This window comes from Paenibacillus sp. Soil522 (assembly GCF_001428245.1).
Lineage (GTDB): Bacteria > Bacillota > Bacilli > Paenibacillales > Paenibacillaceae > Pristimantibacillus.
On sequence record NZ_LMRV01000001.1, the window covers coordinates 112,426 to 132,432 of the forward strand.

Annotated in this window: 16 protein-coding genes and 1 other RNA gene; 14 read left to right on the forward strand and 3 right to left on the reverse strand. The window is 46.4% G+C overall.

From position 1 onward, the window contains the following. Positions 1–14 precede the first annotated feature (14 nt). The 5 genes from rpoD to rnpB all read left to right on the forward strand — a co-directional run bounded on the left by rpoD (position 15) and on the right by rnpB (position 4,466). A complete protein-coding gene (gene rpoD, locus ASG81_RS00535; RefSeq protein WP_053376806.1) occupies positions 15–1,145 on the forward strand; it encodes an RNA polymerase sigma factor RpoD in 1,131 nt (376 codons plus the stop codon). A gap of 124 nt (positions 1,146–1,269) precedes the next feature. After that, the gene (locus ASG81_RS00540) at positions 1,270–2,103 is read left to right on the forward strand and encodes a hypothetical protein (RefSeq protein WP_056627540.1); all 834 of its coding nucleotides are present in this window, start codon (positions 1,270–1,272) and stop codon (positions 2,101–2,103) included. Then, positions 2,103–2,876: a tRNA (adenine(22)-N(1))-methyltransferase gene (locus ASG81_RS00545; protein ID WP_056627544.1), complete on the forward strand. Its 774-nt coding sequence runs from the start codon at positions 2,103–2,105 to the stop codon at positions 2,874–2,876. The genes ASG81_RS00540 and ASG81_RS00545 overlap by 1 nt, the downstream gene beginning before the upstream one ends. Further along, positions 2,852–3,973: a Nif3-like dinuclear metal center hexameric protein gene (locus ASG81_RS00550; protein ID WP_056627547.1), complete on the forward strand. Its 1,122-nt coding sequence runs from the start codon at positions 2,852–2,854 to the stop codon at positions 3,971–3,973. Before ASG81_RS00545 ends, ASG81_RS00550 begins: the two co-directional genes overlap by 25 nt. Before the next feature lie 87 nt (positions 3,974–4,060). Next, an RNA gene (rnpB, locus tag ASG81_RS01830) (RNase P RNA component class A) lies at positions 4,061–4,466 on the forward strand. 67 nt (positions 4,467–4,533) lie between these two features. On the opposite strand, the gene ASG81_RS00555 is transcribed toward rnpB, so the two are convergent. Continuing rightward, a complete protein-coding gene (locus ASG81_RS00555; protein ID WP_056627549.1) occupies positions 4,534–6,381 on the reverse strand; it encodes a S8 family peptidase in 1,848 nt (615 codons plus the stop codon). 182 nt (positions 6,382–6,563) lie between these two features. Between ASG81_RS00555 and ASG81_RS00560 the strand changes: the two genes are divergently transcribed. Genes ASG81_RS00560 through ASG81_RS00570 form a run of 3 tightly spaced genes read left to right on the forward strand, consistent with a single transcriptional unit; the run spans position 6,564 to position 7,751 of the window. After that, complete coding sequence (locus ASG81_RS00560; protein ID WP_056627551.1) at positions 6,564–7,064, forward strand: YpuI family protein; 501 nt, start codon at positions 6,564–6,566, stop codon at positions 7,062–7,064. A 54-nt stretch (positions 7,065–7,118) separates the two neighbouring features. Then, positions 7,119–7,331: a DUF1540 domain-containing protein gene (locus ASG81_RS00565; protein WP_056627554.1), complete on the forward strand. Its 213-nt coding sequence runs from the start codon at positions 7,119–7,121 to the stop codon at positions 7,329–7,331. A 6-nt stretch (positions 7,332–7,337) separates the two neighbouring features. Continuing rightward, positions 7,338–7,751, forward strand: a complete 414-nt coding sequence (locus tag ASG81_RS00570; protein WP_056627557.1) for a hypothetical protein — start codon at positions 7,338–7,340, stop codon at positions 7,749–7,751. 44 nt (positions 7,752–7,795) lie between these two features. Here the strand turns inward: ASG81_RS00570 and ASG81_RS00575 are convergent, their stop codons facing one another. After that, positions 7,796–8,425: a GTP pyrophosphokinase gene (locus ASG81_RS00575; protein WP_056627559.1), complete on the reverse strand. Its 630-nt coding sequence runs from the start codon at positions 8,423–8,425 to the stop codon at positions 7,796–7,798. 155 nt (positions 8,426–8,580) lie between these two features. Here ASG81_RS00575 and ASG81_RS00580 point away from each other — a divergent pair, with 155 nt between their 5' ends. The 3 genes from ASG81_RS00580 (at position 8,581) to helD (ending at position 14,205) form a co-directional block, all read left to right on the forward strand. Further along, positions 8,581–9,369, forward strand: a complete 789-nt coding sequence (locus ASG81_RS00580) for an ABC transporter ATP-binding protein (RefSeq protein ID WP_081417041.1) — start codon at positions 8,581–8,583, stop codon at positions 9,367–9,369. Further along, positions 9,360–11,672, forward strand: a complete 2,313-nt coding sequence (locus ASG81_RS00585) for a hypothetical protein (protein WP_056627563.1) — start codon at positions 9,360–9,362, stop codon at positions 11,670–11,672. Before ASG81_RS00580 ends, ASG81_RS00585 begins: the two co-directional genes overlap by 10 nt. A gap of 205 nt (positions 11,673–11,877) precedes the next feature. After that, positions 11,878–14,205, forward strand: a complete 2,328-nt coding sequence (gene helD, locus ASG81_RS00590) for an RNA polymerase recycling motor HelD (protein ID WP_056627566.1) — start codon at positions 11,878–11,880, stop codon at positions 14,203–14,205. Between the two features lie 2 nt (positions 14,206–14,207). On the opposite strand, the gene ASG81_RS00595 is transcribed toward helD, so the two are convergent. Continuing rightward, positions 14,208–15,101 carry a helix-turn-helix domain-containing protein gene (locus tag ASG81_RS00595; protein WP_056627569.1) on the reverse strand — a complete coding sequence of 298 codons (894 nt, stop codon included), beginning with the start codon at positions 15,099–15,101 and terminating at the stop codon, positions 14,208–14,210. A gap of 698 nt (positions 15,102–15,799) precedes the next feature. On the opposite strand from ASG81_RS00595, the gene glgB reads away from it, so the two are divergent. Genes glgB through glgD form a run of 3 tightly spaced genes read left to right on the forward strand, consistent with a single transcriptional unit; the run spans position 15,800 to position 20,002 of the window. After that, entirely contained in the window at positions 15,800–17,701 is a 1,902-nt protein-coding gene (gene glgB / locus ASG81_RS00600; protein WP_056627572.1) for a 1,4-alpha-glucan branching protein GlgB, read from the forward strand. A 22-nt stretch (positions 17,702–17,723) separates the two neighbouring features. Beyond that, on the forward strand, positions 17,724–18,890 hold the full coding sequence (locus ASG81_RS00605) for a glucose-1-phosphate adenylyltransferase (protein WP_056627578.1): 1,167 nt from the start codon (positions 17,724–17,726) through the stop codon (positions 18,888–18,890). Continuing rightward, a complete protein-coding gene (gene glgD / locus ASG81_RS00610; RefSeq protein WP_056627581.1) occupies positions 18,887–20,002 on the forward strand; it encodes a glucose-1-phosphate adenylyltransferase subunit GlgD in 1,116 nt (371 codons plus the stop codon). Before ASG81_RS00605 ends, glgD begins: the two co-directional genes overlap by 4 nt. Positions 20,003–20,007 lie beyond the last annotated feature (5 nt).

The window sequence follows — 20,007 nt, forward strand, 5'->3', positions numbered from 1 at the left end:
GAGGGAGTCGGAATATGGCGAATGATCAACATACTGAACTAGATACCGAACAAAAACTGGATCATGTGAAGGATCAACTGATCGAGCAAGGCAAGAAGAGATCTTCTTTGACGTATAAAGAAATTATGGATAAGTTGGCTCCTTTTGATCAAGACCCGGAACAAATTGATGAATTTTTCGAACAGCTCGATGATTTTGGGATTGAGGTACTGAACGAAAATGATGAAGAAAATCCACTCGCTGCCCAAGGGGAAGAGCAAGAGCGCGAGCAGGACGACTTCAACTTTGATGATGATCTTGCATTGCCGCCGGGTATAAAGATTAATGATCCGGTACGGATGTACTTAAAGGAAATAGGCCGAGTTCCGCTTCTTTCTGCGGATGATGAGGTTGAGCTTGCACAGCGAATCGAAAATGGCGATGAGGAAGCAAAACGGAGACTTGCGGAAGCAAACCTGCGGCTCGTAGTTAGTATCGCGAAGCGTTATGTCGGAAGAGGAATGTTGTTCCTTGATTTGATTCAAGAGGGGAACATGGGCCTTATCAAAGCGGTTGAGAAGTTCGATCATCAGAAGGGCTTCAAGTTTAGTACCTATGCAACTTGGTGGATACGTCAAGCTATTACGCGTGCAATTGCTGACCAAGCCCGTACAATTCGGATTCCGGTTCATATGGTGGAAACGATTAATAAATTAATCCGGGTATCCCGTCAGTTGCTGCAGGAGCTCGGCCGGGAACCGACGCCGGAGGAAATTGCAGCGGAGATGGAACTGAGCACCGAGAAGGTTCGCGAGATTATGAAGATCGCACAAGAGCCTGTATCGCTCGAGACGCCAATCGGGGAAGAAGATGATTCTCATCTTGGTGATTTCATCGAAGATCAGGAAGCGCTGGCTCCGGCTGATGCTGCTGCTTATGAGCTGCTTAAGGAACAACTCGAGGATGTGCTCGACACGTTGACCGAAAGAGAAGAAAATGTATTGCGTCTTCGCTTTGGACTCGATGATGGCCGCACAAGAACGCTCGAGGAGGTTGGCAAGGTCTTTGGTGTTACGCGTGAACGTATTCGTCAAATCGAGGCCAAGGCTCTTCGCAAGCTGCGTCATCCAAGCCGCAGCAAGCGTTTAAAGGATTTCCTCGAATAAAACTTTATGATTTAACAATAGTGACCTTTCTGCACGCGCAGCGAGGTCTTTTTTCTAAAATGCAGACCTTATACATATGGGCTTGGAAACAAGCAAGCCGAGACCGAAAGGATAACGGGATTTTATGAATCAGGATCGTCGGCAAATTATCGTGAAAGAAATTGATCATTGGCGGCGAAGTAAGCTGCTGCCGGATCAGTATTGTGACTTTCTGCTGAATTTATATGCTGATCAAGATGCGATCCATACGAACAAAGAACAGCATCATACAGTAGGTAAAGCAATTGCTGCTGTACAGCGGGCAACTGGCTTGCAATGGTTGCTTACATTTGGAACTTTTACCTTAATTTCCTTTGTTGTGCTTTATTTTAACGAATTTCATCCCTTATTGCAAATGGCGGTCATAGTCAGCGCAGTGGCTGTTTTTCTAAGGATCGGGCAGCGTCTTCGGGCTCGTAACGAGGCGGCAGGACTAGCATTATCAAGCACTGGCATGCTCCTTCTCCTTGGCGGCGGGGTGTACATGCTGAATGTGCATAATATCGATCAATGGGTCTGGAAAACGGGTCTGCTTGCCTTTTGCTCGCTTTTTTGGGTGGTCTATGGAATAGCAGCCCGCATTCCTGTGCTCCATTTATGCGGATGGCTAGCGGCAATTCTCGTCTATGCATGGCTGCTGTCGCAATTTATGGTGGATTCAAAATGGTATGAGATTCAGCTTTACTGGCTGCCGCTTGCTTGCTTGTTCGGCTGGAGCAGCTGGTTTGTTCACCGCTGGTCTAAGCCTGTATCAGCGGTTCTTTTCTTAACCTGTGCGCTGGTTTGGTTTATGCCTGAGCTGTATGCGATGTTTGTGGATGAAGCGATTTGGCTACAGCTGCAGCTCCTTTTCAAAATAGCGCTGGGCGGCGGTATACTATTTTCAATGCGAAAAAAATGGATGGTGTGGATTGTATAATGTTAAAACTTTCTAGACGTCTGCAGCTGATTGCAGATTACGTAACCGCGGGTTCGCGTGTTGCCGACATCGGCTCCGATCATGCGATGCTTCCCGTATATTTGCTCCAAATCGATAAATGTCCTTCAGCCATTGCAGGAGAGCTGAATCGCGGCCCTTTCGAGGCGGCAAGAAAGCAGGGAGCGGATGCAGGTCTTACCGCGCGCCTTACTGTGCGACAAGGAGATGGTTTAAATGTGCTGCAGCCCGGTGAAGCTGATACTGTGACAATCGCCGGAATGGGCGGCAGCTTAATGTGCGATATTTTGGAGGCAGGACATGCAGCCGGGAAGCTGGACGGGGTCATGGAGCTTGTGCTGCAGCCAAATGTAGGCGAAGAAGTGGTGCGTGGATGGCTGCTTAAGCACAATTGGTATTTAAAATCGGAAAGCATCGTTGAAGAAGACGGGAAAATATACGAAGTTATGCATGCGGTTCGAGCATCCGATGCTAAATCGCGCAATCTAGAGCTGTACGATGGTCATTTTCTGAGGCTTGAGCTTCAGGATGAAAATTTATTTAAAGTTTTGAAGCAAATGGGACCGCATTTACTTCGCGATCCACAGCCTGCGCTGTTCAAAAAATGGCGTCATGAGATGAACAAGCTTGACCGCATTTGCGAGCAGCTTGCCGCATCTGAGCTTGCGGAATCCGCTCTTAAGCTTGAACAATTCCAAGCGGAGATGAACGTGATTGAGGAGGTTTTGCAGTGTTTGCCAACGGTCACACCGTAATACAGCTAATGGAACAGCTTGCTCCAAAGCATTATGCGGTTGAGAATGATAAAATCGGCCTTCAGCTGGGCACGTTGAATAAGCCGATTAAGAATATTTTGGTCGCGCTAGATGTAACGGACGCCGTAGTCGATGAAGCTATTGAGCAAGGCGCTGAGCTGATTATCGCTCACCATGCCATTATTTATCGTCCGCTGGCTAAGCTGGATACGTCCACAGCTGCAGGCCGTTTATATGAGAAGCTTATTAAAAATGACATTGCCGTATACATTTCCCATACGAATCTCGACGTGACGGACGGGGGAATCAACGATTGGCTTGCTGACCTTGTTGGCATCGTTCCTGAAGGACGTCAGTGCTTAGAAGAGGTGCACATGGATAAATTGTACAAGCTTGTTGTATTCGTTCCGGAAAGTCATCACGAGCAAGTGCTGCAAGCGATTTGGCGCGCAGGAGCGGGAGAGATTGGCGGTTACAGCAATTGCAGCTTCAATATATCAGGCACAGGGACATTTGTTCCTGGACCGGGAACGGCTCCTTATATTGGCGCACAAGGCAAACTGGAGCGAGTTGATGAAATACGGATTGAAACGATTGTGCCCTACAGCATTCATCGCAAAGCGGTACAGGCGATGCTTAAAGCGCATCCTTACGAGGAGGTCGCTTATGACTTGTATCCCATTGATTTAAAGGGACGTTCGTTTGGACTCGGCCGGGCAGGCAAACTTTCGCAGCCGGTGACGCTTGGCGAGCTTGCAGAGCAGGCAAAGAGGATATTCGATGTTCCGGCAGTCCGCGTAGTCGGATCGCTGGATCAGGTGGTACGCAAGGCTGCTGTACTCGGAGGCGCCGGAGCCAGATATGTACGTCATGCTGTATTTGCCGGAGCGGATGTGCTCATTACCGGAGATATCGATTATCATACGGCTCACGACGCGCTTGCGGCGGGTATGACGATTATTGATCCGGGTCATAACATAGAGAAGGTCATGAAGCAGCAGGTCGCCGATTGGCTTAATAAGCAGCTGATAAGCAGTAAATATGAAACGTCGGCTGCTGCTTCCGTCTTAAATACGGAGCCGTTTACGTTTGTATAATATACGAATAAATAAATTTGGATAAGTTGGCATTCGTTTCAGGGTTGAGCTTTTGTGAAATAACTTGTATACTTAACGATACCAAGGAAAGTTTGACAGACAATCGCTGGCGGCCTTGTTGCCGCGAGAGGAAAGTCCGGGCTCCACAGGGCAGGATGCTGGATAACGTCCAGTCAGCGCGAGCTGAAGGATAGTGCCACAGAAATGGACCGCCGATGGCCGGCTTTTAGCCGGCACAGGTAAGGGTGGAACCGTGGTGTAAGAGACCACGAGGAGCATAGGTGACTATGTTCCTGGTAAACCCCATCTGGAGCAAGACCGAGAGGACGCCGCAGCTTTACGCTGCAGCCTTAGCCTGAGGCGCGTCCGGGTTGGTTGCTGGAGCCGTACAGTAATGTGCGGCCTAGATAGATGATTGTCGCTTCCTCGTGGGAGGGTCGTTCCCGTTTGAACCACTAGAAGTACAGAACCCGGCTTACGACAAACTTTCCGTACGACTTTACACATAAGCAAAGAGCACCCTTCGCTTGCGAAGGGTGCTTTATTGTGTCAGCTGATAATTACTTTTCGTATTTGGACACGATGCGATCCAGCCTGCGTTTAACCTGATCCGGGTAGGTTTGCAGCGCGCCTCCAAATTTCGAAGCGGCTCGAAGAGCTTTGTCGACATCAATTTCACCGTATCCGAAATAATCATCCTTGCCCTTAGCGCCCAAATCAATAGTCGATTTCCTCATAAGCTCCATAACCTCGACGTTGGAAAGCTCAGGGTTGACGGAACGAATCAATCCGGCAAGCGCAGCGACATGCGGGCTCGCCATTGACGTTCCCGACAATGCTGCATACTGACTGCCAGGATAGGTGCTGGCAATACTGTCTCCAGGGGCTGCGACGTCAATATAATCGCCGTAATTTGAGAAAGAAGCCTTTTCCTTATTGCTTTCCGTTGCTGCGACAGCGAATACTTCCGGATAAGCTGCAGGATAACCCGGCCGATCCGTATTATCATTGCCGCTGGCTGCGATCATGACTACGTCACGATCATAAGCATACTTAATCGCATCATGAAGGAAGTCAGCCTGCGCGTAGTTGCCTAAACTCATGTTAATGACTTTCGCGCCGTGATCAACGGCCCAAATAATGCCTTGAGCAACGGAATAGGTAGAGCCGGCGCCGCTGCTGTCCAGCACTTTAACAGGCATAATTTTGTTATACCAAGATATGCCGGCTACGCCTTCACTATTGTTGACTGTTGCGCCGATGATCCCAGAGACATGTGTTCCATGACCGACATCGTCATCCGGATCAGTATCTTCATTTACAATGTTAATGCCTTGTATTAGTTTTCCTTTTAAATCCGGGTGATTGCTTTGTACGCCAGTATCAAGCACCGCGATAATGACTTTGCCGTCTCCTTTGGATACGGTCCAGCCCTTCTCTGTTTCGATGGACGGTAAATTCCATTGATATTCCGAGTAAAGAGCATCGTTTGGAACGATGGAATTCGCAGTTTCATTCGTCAAGTATAAGTAATGCGGTTCTGTGTATTCCGTATTCCATGTTTGCTTGAAATATTGAACAAGCTGATCCGTTTCGATGTTTTTGGAGCGGAAGACGAACGTGTCCCCGATATGTTTAACCGATTCCGCATTGATATCTCGTTTTACGCGATTCAGCTCAGCACCGGAGAGCGGCTTGGCGAAATGGACAACGACATCGCGAACATGATAGTGGCTTGCGTTGCCGTTGTCTTCGCCGCTGCGGACAGCCATATCGGTCGTTGAATTAGGCTTTACGGATTCTATTTTGTAATTCCCCTCTGCCGGATAAGGGATTAACCGAAGATTACGCATTTGGTGCTTTTCAACAGATTTTAAAATATCTTGTTTAATAACACCGACAACGCCGATACTGAGATGCTTGGAATCAGGTACGCCAAGCACCATGTAGCGGCTGCCATCCTTCGCTGTGAAGGCAGGGGATTCAAATTTGGCACCCTTGCTAACTTGGGCTTTGGCATCTGCGACATATGATTCGGCTTGCCGGTTCTTTGTTTGCGGCAGAGTGCCGCGGTTAACGCTCCGTTTGCCCGATATCCAGCTAATGTAGGTCATGTGCATATGCTCATGCATCAAATGTTTAATTTGCTGAACAGCTTCTGTTTTGGAGCCCCCGCTTGCGCTCATCAGCTGTTGAAAGTCCTTGGAGCATTCTGCCTGGCATAGCATGGCAGTTGCTTTCATATCATTTTGCAAGGCAGCCATTTTGAGCGTATGTTCCCGCTTAGCTGAGAAGCTTGACGTTTGCGGCGTATTTTTGATGTCTTTTGGTGTGAATATAGGCGTCGTAGGTATAAGCAGGGCGGCTAAGGCTAAAATTGTAAGGGCACCAATCCATTTTCTCGGCATGCTTGAAACCTCCATTGATCGTTCTAATTAGAGCTAAGTCTAATCTATAGAATCGGATTTTAACGCAGAAAATATGCGACCAAAAGAGTTAAACGCCAGTACCACTTCATTGTAATTTGTGGTACGATAATGATGATTGTAGTTTTTACGTGTGTTTGGATTATGAAAGGGGAATTACCTATATGCCAACTGCTAACGTCAAAGAGCTTACTGAATCAACCCGCACTAAGCTAAAGGACGCGGTAAGTCAACTCGAACCGTTTCTGAATAACAATGCTTTGATTCAATTAACCGGAGAGGATAATGGCGAAGAAGCCCAAACTTTTTACAAAGGCCTGTTATCTGATTTGAGACATTTATTGGTGTTTTCTGAAGTCTCGGTTGAAAAGCTGGGAGTATTGCTCAGAAGGCCCAATTTCGATACGGATTATGCGGAACGCGTGCTGTATGAAGTTTACCATCATTGCGTAAGCGCGTTTTTCTATCCAAAGAATGAATGCTATTCCGAAGATGGCCGTTATGCATATACCGGTCAGGATGCGATTCGATTCCGTTTCAAGCCAAACCGTGATTCACGTGATATCGTACTTAACGTTTCAAAAATTTTCGAGGAGCTGCGTGACGAATTGGCCTACTACGAAAATGACTACATGACACAGCGTCGCATGCAAGGACAAAAATAAGGCAGAATGAATCACCTCCTGTCAGGGAAACTTGATAGTGGAGGTGATTTTTTTATGCCAAATGGCGTGGCCTGTAGTGTAGCTAACTGCAGCTTCTGGAAGGAAGGCAATAACTGCGGCGCAAGTGAAATCCAAATTGAAATTGATCAGCATGCAAGTGCTAATTTCAATGAAGAATTTGCTGCAGATGATCTAGGCTTATTCCATCAGGACCAAGCAAAGACATCCAAGGTAACATGCTGCCAGACCTTTAAACCGAAGGAGTGATGGTCGATGGGAAATTATGAAGACGATTATAAACAATTGTTGGATGAACGAGATCGATCAGTACATGCAAGCCATCCAGTTGTGGGGAAGGACGACTTGCTAGACGTAAATGAAGAAATGGCTGCTGATTTTGCAATCAGCAATCCAGTTGTTGCGGAGCGGGGAGAGGAACGGCACGTGGAACGAGCGGAGCGGACAGAAGCACGTTCGGGCGGCTACGCGCTCGGCTGGGTTTCGCTTGTATTTGCAATTGCGTCATGGTTTATATGGCCGTTGTTGCTTGGAGCTACAGCTGCAGTGCTTGGCTTCATCGCTTACCGGCAAGGCGCACGCGGGCTCGGCGGTTGGTCTATGGCGATCGGGATTATTGCAATGGCATTAAATTTAATTATCGTGCCCTTTTACTATGCTGTAACCTAAACGCAGAAGAAGCTCCATCCCGGGTATCGGGCTGGAGCTTCTTCTTATTTCAGGGCTTGCTCGCGATGCTTTTGTACTTCTACGTTCAAAGCAAGCATTTGCCTGTCGAGCAAATGGATCATATCGGCAGAGTCTTTAAGCTGCTCCTGAATATGTGGCGGAATTTGTTCATTGAATTTATAATAGATCTTATGCTCCAGGCTTGCCCAGAAATCCATGGCGGTCGTCCGGATTTGAATTTCTACAAGGACATTCTCCGTTCGATCCGTAAGGAAAACAGGTATTTCGATTAACAAATGAATGCTTTGGTAGCCATTAGGCTTTGGATTGATTACGTAGTCCTTGATCTCAACGACCCGGACATCGCTTTGCTTGCTGATCATATCTACGATTTGATAAATATCGGTGGAGAAGGAACAAATGATGCGAACGCCGGCTATATCACGAATATGCTCTTTTGCATCCTCAAGTGTTATATCGAGTCCCTTGCGCTGCAGCTTCTTCATAACGCTCTCCGGCGCTTTTATTCGGGTTTTCATATGCTCGATTGGATTATAGTCGTGAATAAATTGAAATTCTTCATTTAAAATGTTAAGTTTCGTTTCGACGGCATCAAGAGCAAATTTATAAGTTAAAAAAAAATGAGCCCATTGCTTTAGTTGGTTAGTTTTCATGTGCAGATCACTCCTGAAATAACAAATATGCATAAATGTAATGGTCAGATGAGACGGTTTCGGAATGTAAAAGGTTGTACTATTATAATGGTCGATATTATATGCCAAGTCAAATTTGTGAAAATGATAAATGTCAACGGACGGGAGAGTTAAAGATGGTGATAGACATCCATAACGTTTCATGGAATCGAAATCATAAATTGATATTGCAAAATATGAACTGGACGGTAAAAGAAGGGGAGCATTGGTGTCTGCTTGGGTTAAACGGCTCAGGAAAAACGACGCTTCTGAATATGATCAATGGTTACATATGGCCGACCGAAGGCAGCATGTCAGTGCTTGGCAAAACCTTCGGCGAATATGATTTGCGCGAGCTTCGCAAAAGCATCGGCTGGGTCAGCACATCGCTGCAGCAGAAGCTGTACGGCAGTGAAACCGCATTGAAGATTGTGCTTAGCGGTAAATTTGCAACCATTGGGCTTTATGACCAGACTGATACCAAGGATTTAGGCCGCGCTGAAGCGTTGATGAAATTGCTTGGCTGTACAGCCTTAATGGAACGTACTTATGATACCCTTTCTCAGGGAGAACGGCAGCGGGTACTCATTGCAAGGGCGCTAATGGCATCGCCTAAGCTGCTTATTTTGGATGAGCCGTGCACAGGTCTTGATGTGTTTGCGCGCGAGCAATTGCTGCAGATGATCGGCACCGTTGCGGCGGAGGAGAATGCTCCTACGATCATATATGTAACGCATCATGTCGAAGAAATTTTACCTTGCTTTACGAAGACGCTATTAATAAAGGAAGGGCAAGTTTTCGCTGCTAATCATACATCGGACGTGCTGACATCAGCTCTGATGAGCGATTTTTTTGAAGTGCCGGTTGAGCTTTTAAGGCGAGACGGGAGAAACTGGCTGTCCGTAAAGGGGGCTTTATGGAATTAGCTTTACAAGAACTGGAGCAGCAGCTTCCTGAACCAAGCAGATGGAAAAAAATTAAAGCATGGTTTAGCAGCCGCTTTACAATCAGAAATGACCGGGATTATTTCGTATGGCGGGTCGCTGCCGGAAGCACCGCATTATTTGGTTCATTAGCGATGCTGGTTGCCGTACTGGGTATGCCGACCGGATTAGGTACTGCCGTAGATATTATTGTTTTTTTAACGCTTAATGCGACTGCTATGAGCATTGCTGCTATATTGTTATCATTCTTTTTTAGTCTCATTTATTTGCCCTTGCCTCGAAGATTTGCCGCTGTATGGTTGTATGTTACAATCGAGACTTATTTGATCTTCTATTATGCCGAGTTGGGTGTGCTTATGTCGATTGTTGGTTCGTTGGCGTTCACGCTTATTGGTGCCTTAGCCGGCAGTTTATTGGGCTGCTTATTAAAACTGAAAATAAAGCCGAGGAACAAGCTTATCCTTGTACTTGGGTTCTCAATTGCAGCAGCAGCGGCTTATGAGTTGGTTGACTGGCCTGGACCGGCCGTCGTACCGCAAAGAGAGGCGGCGCAGAACGAACTAACAGATGAAAGCACCGCTTCATTAAACTTACCTAATCCAGCTGAGCAGGGAAATTTCTCTTTTCAGGCTTTCACTTATGGGAGCGGGCAGGACAAGCATAGAGCGATTTTCGGAGATGAGGTGAATGTGAAATCCGCGTCAGCTGATGCGTCTGCCTATATTAAGAAATGGTCAAAACTCAAAACCTGGTTTTGGGGGTTTGATGAGCATGCGCTGCCCTTAAATGGGCGCGTATGGATGCCACAAGGCCTCGGACCGTTTCCGATCGCATTAATTGTTCATGGGAATCATCTTATGGAGGACTATTCTGATGGCGGATACAGCTACCTGGGTGAACTGCTTGCGAGCAAAGGCATCATTGCGATCTCTATTGATGAAAATTTTCTTAACTACTCGGTTTGGTCGGGGATACCGAACGATGATATGAAGTTGCGGGCTTGGATGCTGCTCAAGCATTTAAAGCAAATCAAGCAGCTAAGCGAAGCGGCGGGTAATCCCTTTGCCGGGCGGGTTGATTTGAAGCATGTCGCTTTGATCGGCCATTCGCGCGGCGGGCAGGCCGTTGCCATGGCGGCGGATGCGGAACGATGGTTTAAGGATGATAAAACTTTGGACAACCTAAACGACATTATCATCGAATCTGTTGTTGCGATTGCCCCAACCGATAAACAAGTTGACGATAAATCGGCCCGCTTATCGGATGTAAATTACTTGACGCTTCAAGGAGCCAGAGATGCAGATGTAAACAATTTCTATGGTGACCGTCAGTTCATCAGAACGACGTTCAAGGAGCAATCTGAAAAATTTAAAGCAGCGTTATATATTGCGGATGCAAACCATAGTCAGTTCAATTCAGAATGGGGAAGGATGGACGAACGCCCGCCCGGCGGCTTGTTCCTAAACCGCAAACAACTGTTGGAGGCTGATGAGCAGCGCCAAATATCTAAGGTGTATGTGTCAGCTTTCCTGCAAGCAACCTTGCTTGGAAACGAGAAATATAAACCGTTGTTTAAGGATTATCGCTTAGGAAAGGCTTGGCTGCCAGACACATTGTATACGAATCGATATGAAGAATCGGCTTTTACCGAAATTGCGCGCTACGACGATGGAAAACGCAAATCTGTGCTTAAGGATGGCGGTAAGGCCAGCGCTGCCGGTATGAAGTCATGGCAGATCGCCGCTGCAGAGGACCGCGACGGGAAAAACAAAGGAACAAAAGGAATCGAGCTGGAGTGGAAGGAACCTGGCGCAGAGTACGAGCTGGAGATTTCATCCGTTACGAGTGCGGAAGCGGATGGGCTAATGAAAGGAAATCTTGTGTTTTCTATGGTGAATCTGGAACGCGATCTAATCTCCCCTAAGGGAAGGGCAGAAACGGCAAACTCCGCTGCGGTGGAGACTGAACTGCCGCCGTTGCCAGCTGTAGAGATAGAGCTTACAACTACCCAGGGGGTCAGCAGGAAGCTGGAGCTTGCCGATATTATGCCTGTTCCACCGTCCGTTTACACGGCGTTTATGAACTTGTCTTGGCTTGAAGAACGGATGAAGAAGGAAAAGTACAAGGAGTCTACAGAACCTGTATTTCAAACCTACATGCTGCCGCTTGAGCAGTTTGGCCCTGATAACAGGCCGATTACAGCCGGGGATATTAACCGGATTACGTTCCGGTTCGTCAATGGTCCCGGGAAAGTTATGCTCGATGATATTGGATTTATGCCATAACAGTATGCAAAAGCGGGATGCCTGATTGCAGGGAGTCCCGCTTTTGCACCCTTCACAATAAAAAATATTCAAAAAATAGCTTTAAATATTTTGTTTTTCTTTACCGTCGTTTTATTTGGTGAGAAGAAGATGGTAGAATGGATGATGCCATTTTATAACATGGTATGTTTTTTTAATCTTTACTAATGAGTTAAGGAGTGATCTCATGACGAATCCTAATGATGAACTGCAGCAAGAGCAGCAGCGTGTAGATGACGTAACGGGTATTATACGTTTTCGGATAGAAGAATTACGTAAACAGGTTGGAGGCATGCGCGGGGATATTGTCGATATTCGTCGAAATTTCTGGGACGATGTTACTCTTAACTTCGAAGATCCGACAGAATCTGCAGAATCGCATGCAAGCATGAAGCAGCAAGCGGAGGTGCTTTCGGAGCGTGAAAGAAGCCACCGGCATGCGGAGGAGCAGCTTAAAACACTATTAAAGCTGGAGCGTTCTCCGTATTTTGGAAGAATCGATCTGATGGAGAGAGGTCAATCAAAATCGGAGCCAATTTATTTAGGTGTCGGCTCACTGCTGGATGAAAGCGGCTATGAGTATTTGATTTATGATTGGCGGGCGCCAGTCTCCAGCCTGTATTATGATTATGGTCCGGGACCGGTGCAATATGAAACGCCAAGCGGGACAATTGTTGGTGAAATGTCGCTCAAACGTCAATTTATTATTCGTAACAGTCAAATCGGCAGCATGTTCGATACGGGCGTCACAATCGGAGATGAGCTGCTTCAGGAGGTTTTAGGCAAACAGTCCGATGCCCAAATGAAAAGTATCGTAGCTACGATCCAGCGGGAGCAAAACCGCATTATCCGCAACGAACGGGCAAGGCTGCTTATCGTGCAGGGAGCAGCGGGAAGCGGTAAAACGTCCGCAGCGCTCCAGCGTGTAGCCTATCTGCTTTACCGCTACCGGGGGTTGCTTAATGCCGATCAAATCGTGCTATTCTCGCCAAATCCGATGTTTAACAGCTACGTGGCAACCGTATTGCCAGAGCTTGGTGAGCAAAATATGCAGCAAACCACCTATCAGCAATACCTTGAACATAGGCTGGGCCAAACGTATGCGCTTGAGGATCCTTTTTCGCAGATGGAATATACGCTGGCTGCTGTTAACGATCAGGGGTATGGGACGAGAATAGCTGCTATCACCTACAAATCCGGAGTATCCTTCATGCATTTGATTGATGGTTACGCGGCAGAACTCGGTCATGCGGGCTTAGCGTTTAAAGCCGTCACGTTTAAAGGCCGCACGTTGATTGCCGAATCGGTTATTGCTGAGCAATTTTATAAATGGGATCGATCGGTTTCGATCGGCAACCGTATGCGTTTAACAGCGGAATGGATGCTGAAGGAGTTAACGAGATTAAGCCGCGAGGAGCGCGAGCAGGATTGGGTGCAGGAGCATATTGAGCTGCTCGATCAAGAGGCATATGCGAAAGCCTATGAGGAGCTGCAGCGGAAAAACCGGTTTGCGGGTCATTCATTTGATGATTTTGAAGCGGAACGGGACTATTTGGCTGCAATGGTTGTACAGGAGAGGTTCAAAAAGCTGCGCAGACGCGTGAAGCGTTTATTATTTCTGGATGTTCCGGCGATTTATAAGCGTTTGTTCGAGAACAATCGGTCTATGCTGGAGTGTTTAAAAGCGGCAGAGCATCAGCTTCCTGACAAGTGGAAGGAAATAAGTGAGCAAACTATTGTAAAGCTGAATAGCGGAACTATTTTTTACGAGGATGCGACACCGTATTTGTATTTGAAGGAAAAACTTGAAGGATTTCATACGAATACATCGGTTAAACATCTATTTATCGATGAGGCGCAGGATTATTCGCCGTTCCAATATCATTACCTTAAACGTATTTTCCCGAATTGTAAAATGACCGTACTTGGTGACCTGAATCAGTCGATTTTTGCGCATGCCGTCGCGGGTAACGGGTTTGAACCTTTATCGGAGCTGTATAGCAGGGAAGAAACGGAGAAGATCGTACTGACAAGAAGCTACCGCTCAACGAAGCCTATCGTGGCGTTCACAAGCCGGATGATTGAAGGCGGCGATCAGATTGAGCCCTTCAATCGGGATGGCAAAGAGCCGACGATAACCAAGGTGGCTGATCATTCGGAGCTAATGAAAGAAATGAAAGGACGAATCGATCAATTGGTAAGACAGGGCTATCAATCGATAGCGGTCATTTGTAAAACGGCTGAAGAGAGTAAACGCGTGTTTTCTGCCTTGCAGAAGCATCTTCCTGAATTGCGTCTTATCGAGAAAGAAACGGTTACCTTTGAAAAAGGAGCTATTGTCATTCCATCATATTTGGCGAAGGGTGTCGAATTTGATGCTGTCATCATTAGCAATGCAAGCAATGAGTTCTATGGACGTGCAAGTGAAAGGAAGCTGTTTTACACGGCTTGCACGAGAGCGATGCATGAGCTTCATCTCTTTCATACCCATGAGCTCACTGCATTTATACGGTAGTCTTATTTTCTAACTTCCGACCAAATTTCATGAACATCAACCTGAAGCTCCGAAGCGATCAGCTCTGCTGTGAGTCTTTGGGGCTTTAATATTTTTCCGTTGCGAAGCTTGGAGATCGTTTGAATCGAAATGCCGGTTGAAGCAGATAAATGACCGGCCGTTATGTCTCTTTTGGCCATCCATATTCGCAGCTTCATCGAGGCTTCGGCTTTGTCGTTTACGGGGCTAAAGCCCCAGATGACAAATGCAAATTCCAACACTTCGCCGAATCCGTCGAAAATAGGTGTGAACGTTAGGGACAGCTCAAGTTCGATGCCGCTAAGCTTATTTGTTTTAAGCTTTAAGCAGCACTCTTTTTTCGACAAATAGGCCTGCTTTAGTACCTTCTTCATAGGGCCATGCTCCGTATCGGTAATGAATTGCAGCAGTGTTTCGTTTTTCATATTTCGGTCTGCTTCAAATAACAGGGGAGCCGGGCCGGCTCTCAATAAACGAACGCGCTGATGGCTGTCAACGATGCCGCTAATCAACACTTTATTTCTCTCCGTTTGCTGCTCAATCCACTTGTAGGGAGTCAGATCCTCAAAAATGATGAAGGCCCGATTGGAATCATCCTTGCTGCTTTTTGGCAGCGGCTGTTGATCGATGCGTACGGGTATTTGGCGCTTTTGCTTCGTATATAGGATGACTTCACTTTTTAACACCTGCCTTGAAGCGTCAAACTTATATTTTTGTAGTAAACAACTGCTTGGCTTGGATTGCAGCTCCTTGAGTGTGTAGCCCGATAATCGAAGAAAGGCATGGTTCGCATCATCGATTTGCACTTTGCGATCGCTCTGGCTCATTAGAAGCATAGGCTGGTCCATCATTTGATAAATTTTGCGGTAAATCGACAATACATGACACTCCTCTAAAATGCATTCAACTTCCTAACAAATAAGTAAAAGTATAAAATAGCCGATGTAGACAAACAACCCCATGAATTTGACATTTTCGTTGCAAATCAAATGACTATTTAAGTTTAATTAATTAAACTCGGTAGCTTAATTCGCACATAGAACGTGCAAATAGTGTCTATTTTGATCTAAATCGCCCGTAATTAACGTATATGAGACTTTATTCTAATTCAGTTTCCCTATAATATGATAGCAGACATTTGCACCGAGCAGGTATGAGCAAATAGGCAAACAATCAGGGGAGACAATGACATATGAACCACTGCAGCATTGAAAACTGTATGAAGCCGATTAAAGCCAAGGATTTGTGCGCGATGCATCATCAACGATTGCTGCGTCACGGCGATCCTCATACCGTAAGACCTCGCCCGGTTAAGCAAGTCTCGAATTGCAAATGGGTGAATTGTCCTAAAATGTCAATTACGAAAGGTTATTGTGCCAAACACTATTACATTCAACGAGTCATAGGCACGTGTTAGATTCATGTTACTTTATATGACATGGAATAAATTAACCTGTCGAAATCTATGAAAAAGACTGTGTTATTTTTCAACAAACCATGTATAATGTGGTTAAAGTGATTCTGGCTCAGCTGACTTTGACTCATCATTGACATCCAAGAGGGGGTGAAACCACGTATGGTTCAAAAGGCACCTAACGGCTTATCACACAAGGATTTATATTTGTTTAACGAAGGAAGCTCCTACCACAGCTACCGTTTTATGGGTGCGCATCTGATCCAAATGGACGGTATTGACGGAGTTCGATTTACAGTGTGGGCACCGAATGCAGCAAAAGTTCGAGTTATCGGCGGTTTCAATAATTGGGACGGGAAGCATCATCCGATGAAACGGATTGGCACCACAGGTATATTTACCTTATTCGTTGCGAATATCGATGAAGGTGAAATGTACAAATACGAGATCGTTACGCCTGAAGGGAACATCATTCGGAAAGCCGATCCCTATGCATTCTATGCTGAGCGGCGGCCTGGAACGGCATCAATCGTATCAAGCTTAAGCGGTTATGAATGGGGTGACGGCGATTGGCAGCTGAAGAAGCGAGAGCTTCCGGCTTTTACCAACCCGCTGCTCATTTATGAGGTTCATGCCGGCTCTTGGAAAATCAAAGGCAAAGAAGATTATTATACCTATGAAGAATTGGCAGACGATCTGATTCCTTATACAGCGGAAATGGGTTATACGCATATCGAGCTAATGCCAATTGCTGAGCATCCGCTAGATCAATCTTGGGGCTATCAGATAACGGGTTTCTATGGCGTAACGAGCAGGTACGGCACGCCAAAGCAACTGATGCGGTTTGTTGACAAATGTCATGAGTACGGAATCGGTGTTATTTTGGACTGGGTGCCCGGACATTTCTGCAAGGACGATCACGGCTTGCGTCTTTTTGATGGAACGCCGATTTACGAGGGTGCTGATTCTAACCGGGCTGAAAAGCCGCTATGGGGGACGCTTTCCTTCGATTTTGGCAAAAACGAGATTGTTAGCTTTCTCATTTCCAATGCGTTATATTGGATGGATATGTATCATATCGACGGCTTGCGTGTTGATGCTGTCGCTAGCATGATTAATTTACATATGGATAAACCGCCAGAAATGCACACTTTCAACTACCTCGGCGGTCCTGACAACTTAGATGCGCTCCGCTTCATTAAGAAGCTTAATGAAACAGTGTTTCATTATTACCCCGATACACTAATGCTTGCTGAAGATTCTTCCGCATGGCCAGGTGTTACAGCACCAACCTATCAAGGCGGCCTCGGATTTAATTTTAAATGGAATATGGGCTGGATGAACGATATGCTGCGCTATATGGAGCTAGATCCGTACGATCGTCCGCACCACCATCATCTCATCACATTTTCACTCCTTTATGCTTTTTCTGAAAACTATGTTTTGCCTCTATCACATGATGAGGTTGTACACGGAAAACGCTCTCTATTAAACAAAATGCCTGGAAGCTATGAAGAAAAATTCGCGCAATTGCGGCTGTTTTACGGGTTTTGGATGTCCCATCCCGGCAAGAAATTGTTATTCATGGGCAGTGAATGGGGCCAGTATGACGAATGGAAAGATGCCGATATGCTGGACTGGATGGTACTCGATTACGATTCGCATCAGCACATGCACCATTATGTGAGAACGCTCAATCACATGTATTTAAATCAGCCCTCGCTTTGGGAGCGGGACAGTGAACCTGATTGCTTCGAGTGGATCGATGTTCATAATGCGGCGCAATCAGTCATATCCTTTATCCGCCGTGGAAATTCGGGTTTTTCGATAATAATTGCTAATTTTTCCAGAAACGACTACCAGCAATTTCGTATCGGTGTTCCAGAGCCAGGTTCTTATCGCTCTTTCATAAATAGTAACGACAAGCAATTTGGCGGAACGGAAACACAAACAAAGCTTTGCTACAGCAGTGAAAACGTCGCTTGGCACGGTCAGGATCAAAGCATTATGCTGCACTTACCACCCCTTACGTTCCAGTATTTTACATTAGAACCGAGGGTATAACATTGAGAGGGAGTTGGTGTCCATGTGCCGAAAAGAAATGATAGCCATGCTGCTCGCAGGAGGCGAAGGTAAAAGGCTAGGCGTACTTACTAAAGATTTAGCTAAGCCAGCTGTCTATTTTGGTGGTAAATACAGAATTATTGATTTTACTTTAAGTAATTGCGCACATTCGGGCATTGATACGGTAGGCGTTTTAACGCAATATCAGCCGCTCGAGCTCAACCGTTATCTTGGTATTGGAAGTCCATGGGGACTTGACCGCCGTGATGGGGGCATGACTATTTTGCCGCCTTACATGAAGCAAAAGGGTGGCGTTTGGTACAAGGGAACGGCGAATGCGATTTACCAAAATATGTCCTTTATTGAACCTTATAATCCAGAATATGTTCTTATTATTTCCGGCGATCACATTTATAAAATGGATTACGAGCTCATGCTGGATCATCATAAGCGCTCTGGCGCTGACGTGACGATCGCTGGCATCGAGGTGGACTGGAAAGAAGCCAGCCGCTTTGGCGTTATGCACATCGACGATGAGGATCGTATAACCGCGTTCGAAGAAAAACCGAAAAATCCGACAAGCAATATCGCATCAATGGGCGTTTATATTTTCACGTGGTCCGAGCTCCAAAAGTATCTGATCTATGATGAGGCAAGCCGTACCTCCAATCATGATTTCGGCAAGGATATTATTCCTGCCATGATGAGAGACGGCAAACGACTTCACTCTTATCCGTTCAAGGGATATTGGAAGGATGTCGGTACGATCGAAAGCTTATGGGAAGCAAACATGGATCTGATCGCGGAGGAGCCGCCGCTTGAGCTTGCGGATTCCGACTGGCGCATTTACTCGGTCAGCCCTAATCAGCCGGCTCAGCATATCGGGGCTACGGCAGAAGTATCCGCTTCTTTAATTACGGAAGGCTGCAAGATTGAGGGCGTCGTAGATCGATCTGTATTGTTCTATGGTGTTAAAGTCGAAAAAAATTCATTGATATCCGAGTCTGTCATCATGCCTAATGTACGCATTGGTGAAGGAGCGCGCATATATAGAGCTATTATTGGTGAAGGGGCAGTCATCGAAGCGGGTGTTACAATCGGAAGCCCGGATGATAGTGCCATTACGGTCATTGCTGTCGACCAATTCGTGACAAACGATCATATGCTGCAGGAGGTTGAGCACTCATGAAGCATAAAGTCATGGGCGTTATAAATTTAATTCACGAGACTGATGAGCTTGAAGGATTAACGGCGGGCCGCTGCCTTGCTACTGTGCCCTTTGGCGCGCGTTACCGCTTAATCGATTTTGTATTATCAAGCATGGTTAATTCAGGCATCTCGAAGGTCGCAGTATTCGCCCATACGAAATATCGTTCGCTTATGGACCATCTGGGATCGGGTAAGCATTGGGATTTGCAGCATCGCCAAAGCGGATTGTTCGTGCTTCCGCCAGCGACTGACGATATCCAAGAGATCAGCCGCGGGGATTTGTATCATTTCTATCAGCAACGCGATTATTTTAACCGCTCATCGTTAGAATATGTGGTTATTACTCGCAGCCACATGGTGTGCAACATCGATTTTGAGAAGGTTATTCAATTCCATTTGGATCGGGAAGCCGATATTACGGTCGTATGCAAGCAGCAGCAGCAGGATCTGTTTGCGGGCAAAGCCCGTAAGGTGAAGCTAAACGAGGAAGGCCGAGTTACTGCAATCCAAGATCATTACGGCCGCATGTCCAGCGATATCAGCTCTATGGAAATGTACGTCATGCGCAAGGACTTGCTCATGGATCTAGTAGAAACTTCTCTTGCCCAAGGTCAGGATCACCTGGTTCGCCATGCGATATTGTCTAGACTCGACAAGTTGAAAGTTTATGGATACATGTATGAAGGTTATTTGGGCGTTGTGAATACGCTGAGCAGCTACTACCGCAATAATATGAATTTGCTTGACCCCGATGTATGGTCGGAACTCTTCTACCAGCCGGGATCGATTTTTACGAAGATCAAGGATGAACCGCCGGCTCGTTATTTAGTTGGCTCCAAAGTTACGAATTCGCTAATTGCAAACGGCTGCCGCATTGAAGGTACCGTCATCAACAGCATATTGTTCCGCGGTGTGCACGTTCAGAAGGGTGCCATCGTTAGTAATAGCATCGTCATGCAAAATGGGGTTATCGGCGAGAACAGCTTTTTGCAGCACAGCATTTTAGATAAAGATGTTCGCGTAGAAGCGGACCGCGATATCCGGGGCGCCGCAAGTTCTCCTTTCTTAGCCGGAAAACGAAAAATTATTTAATTCGA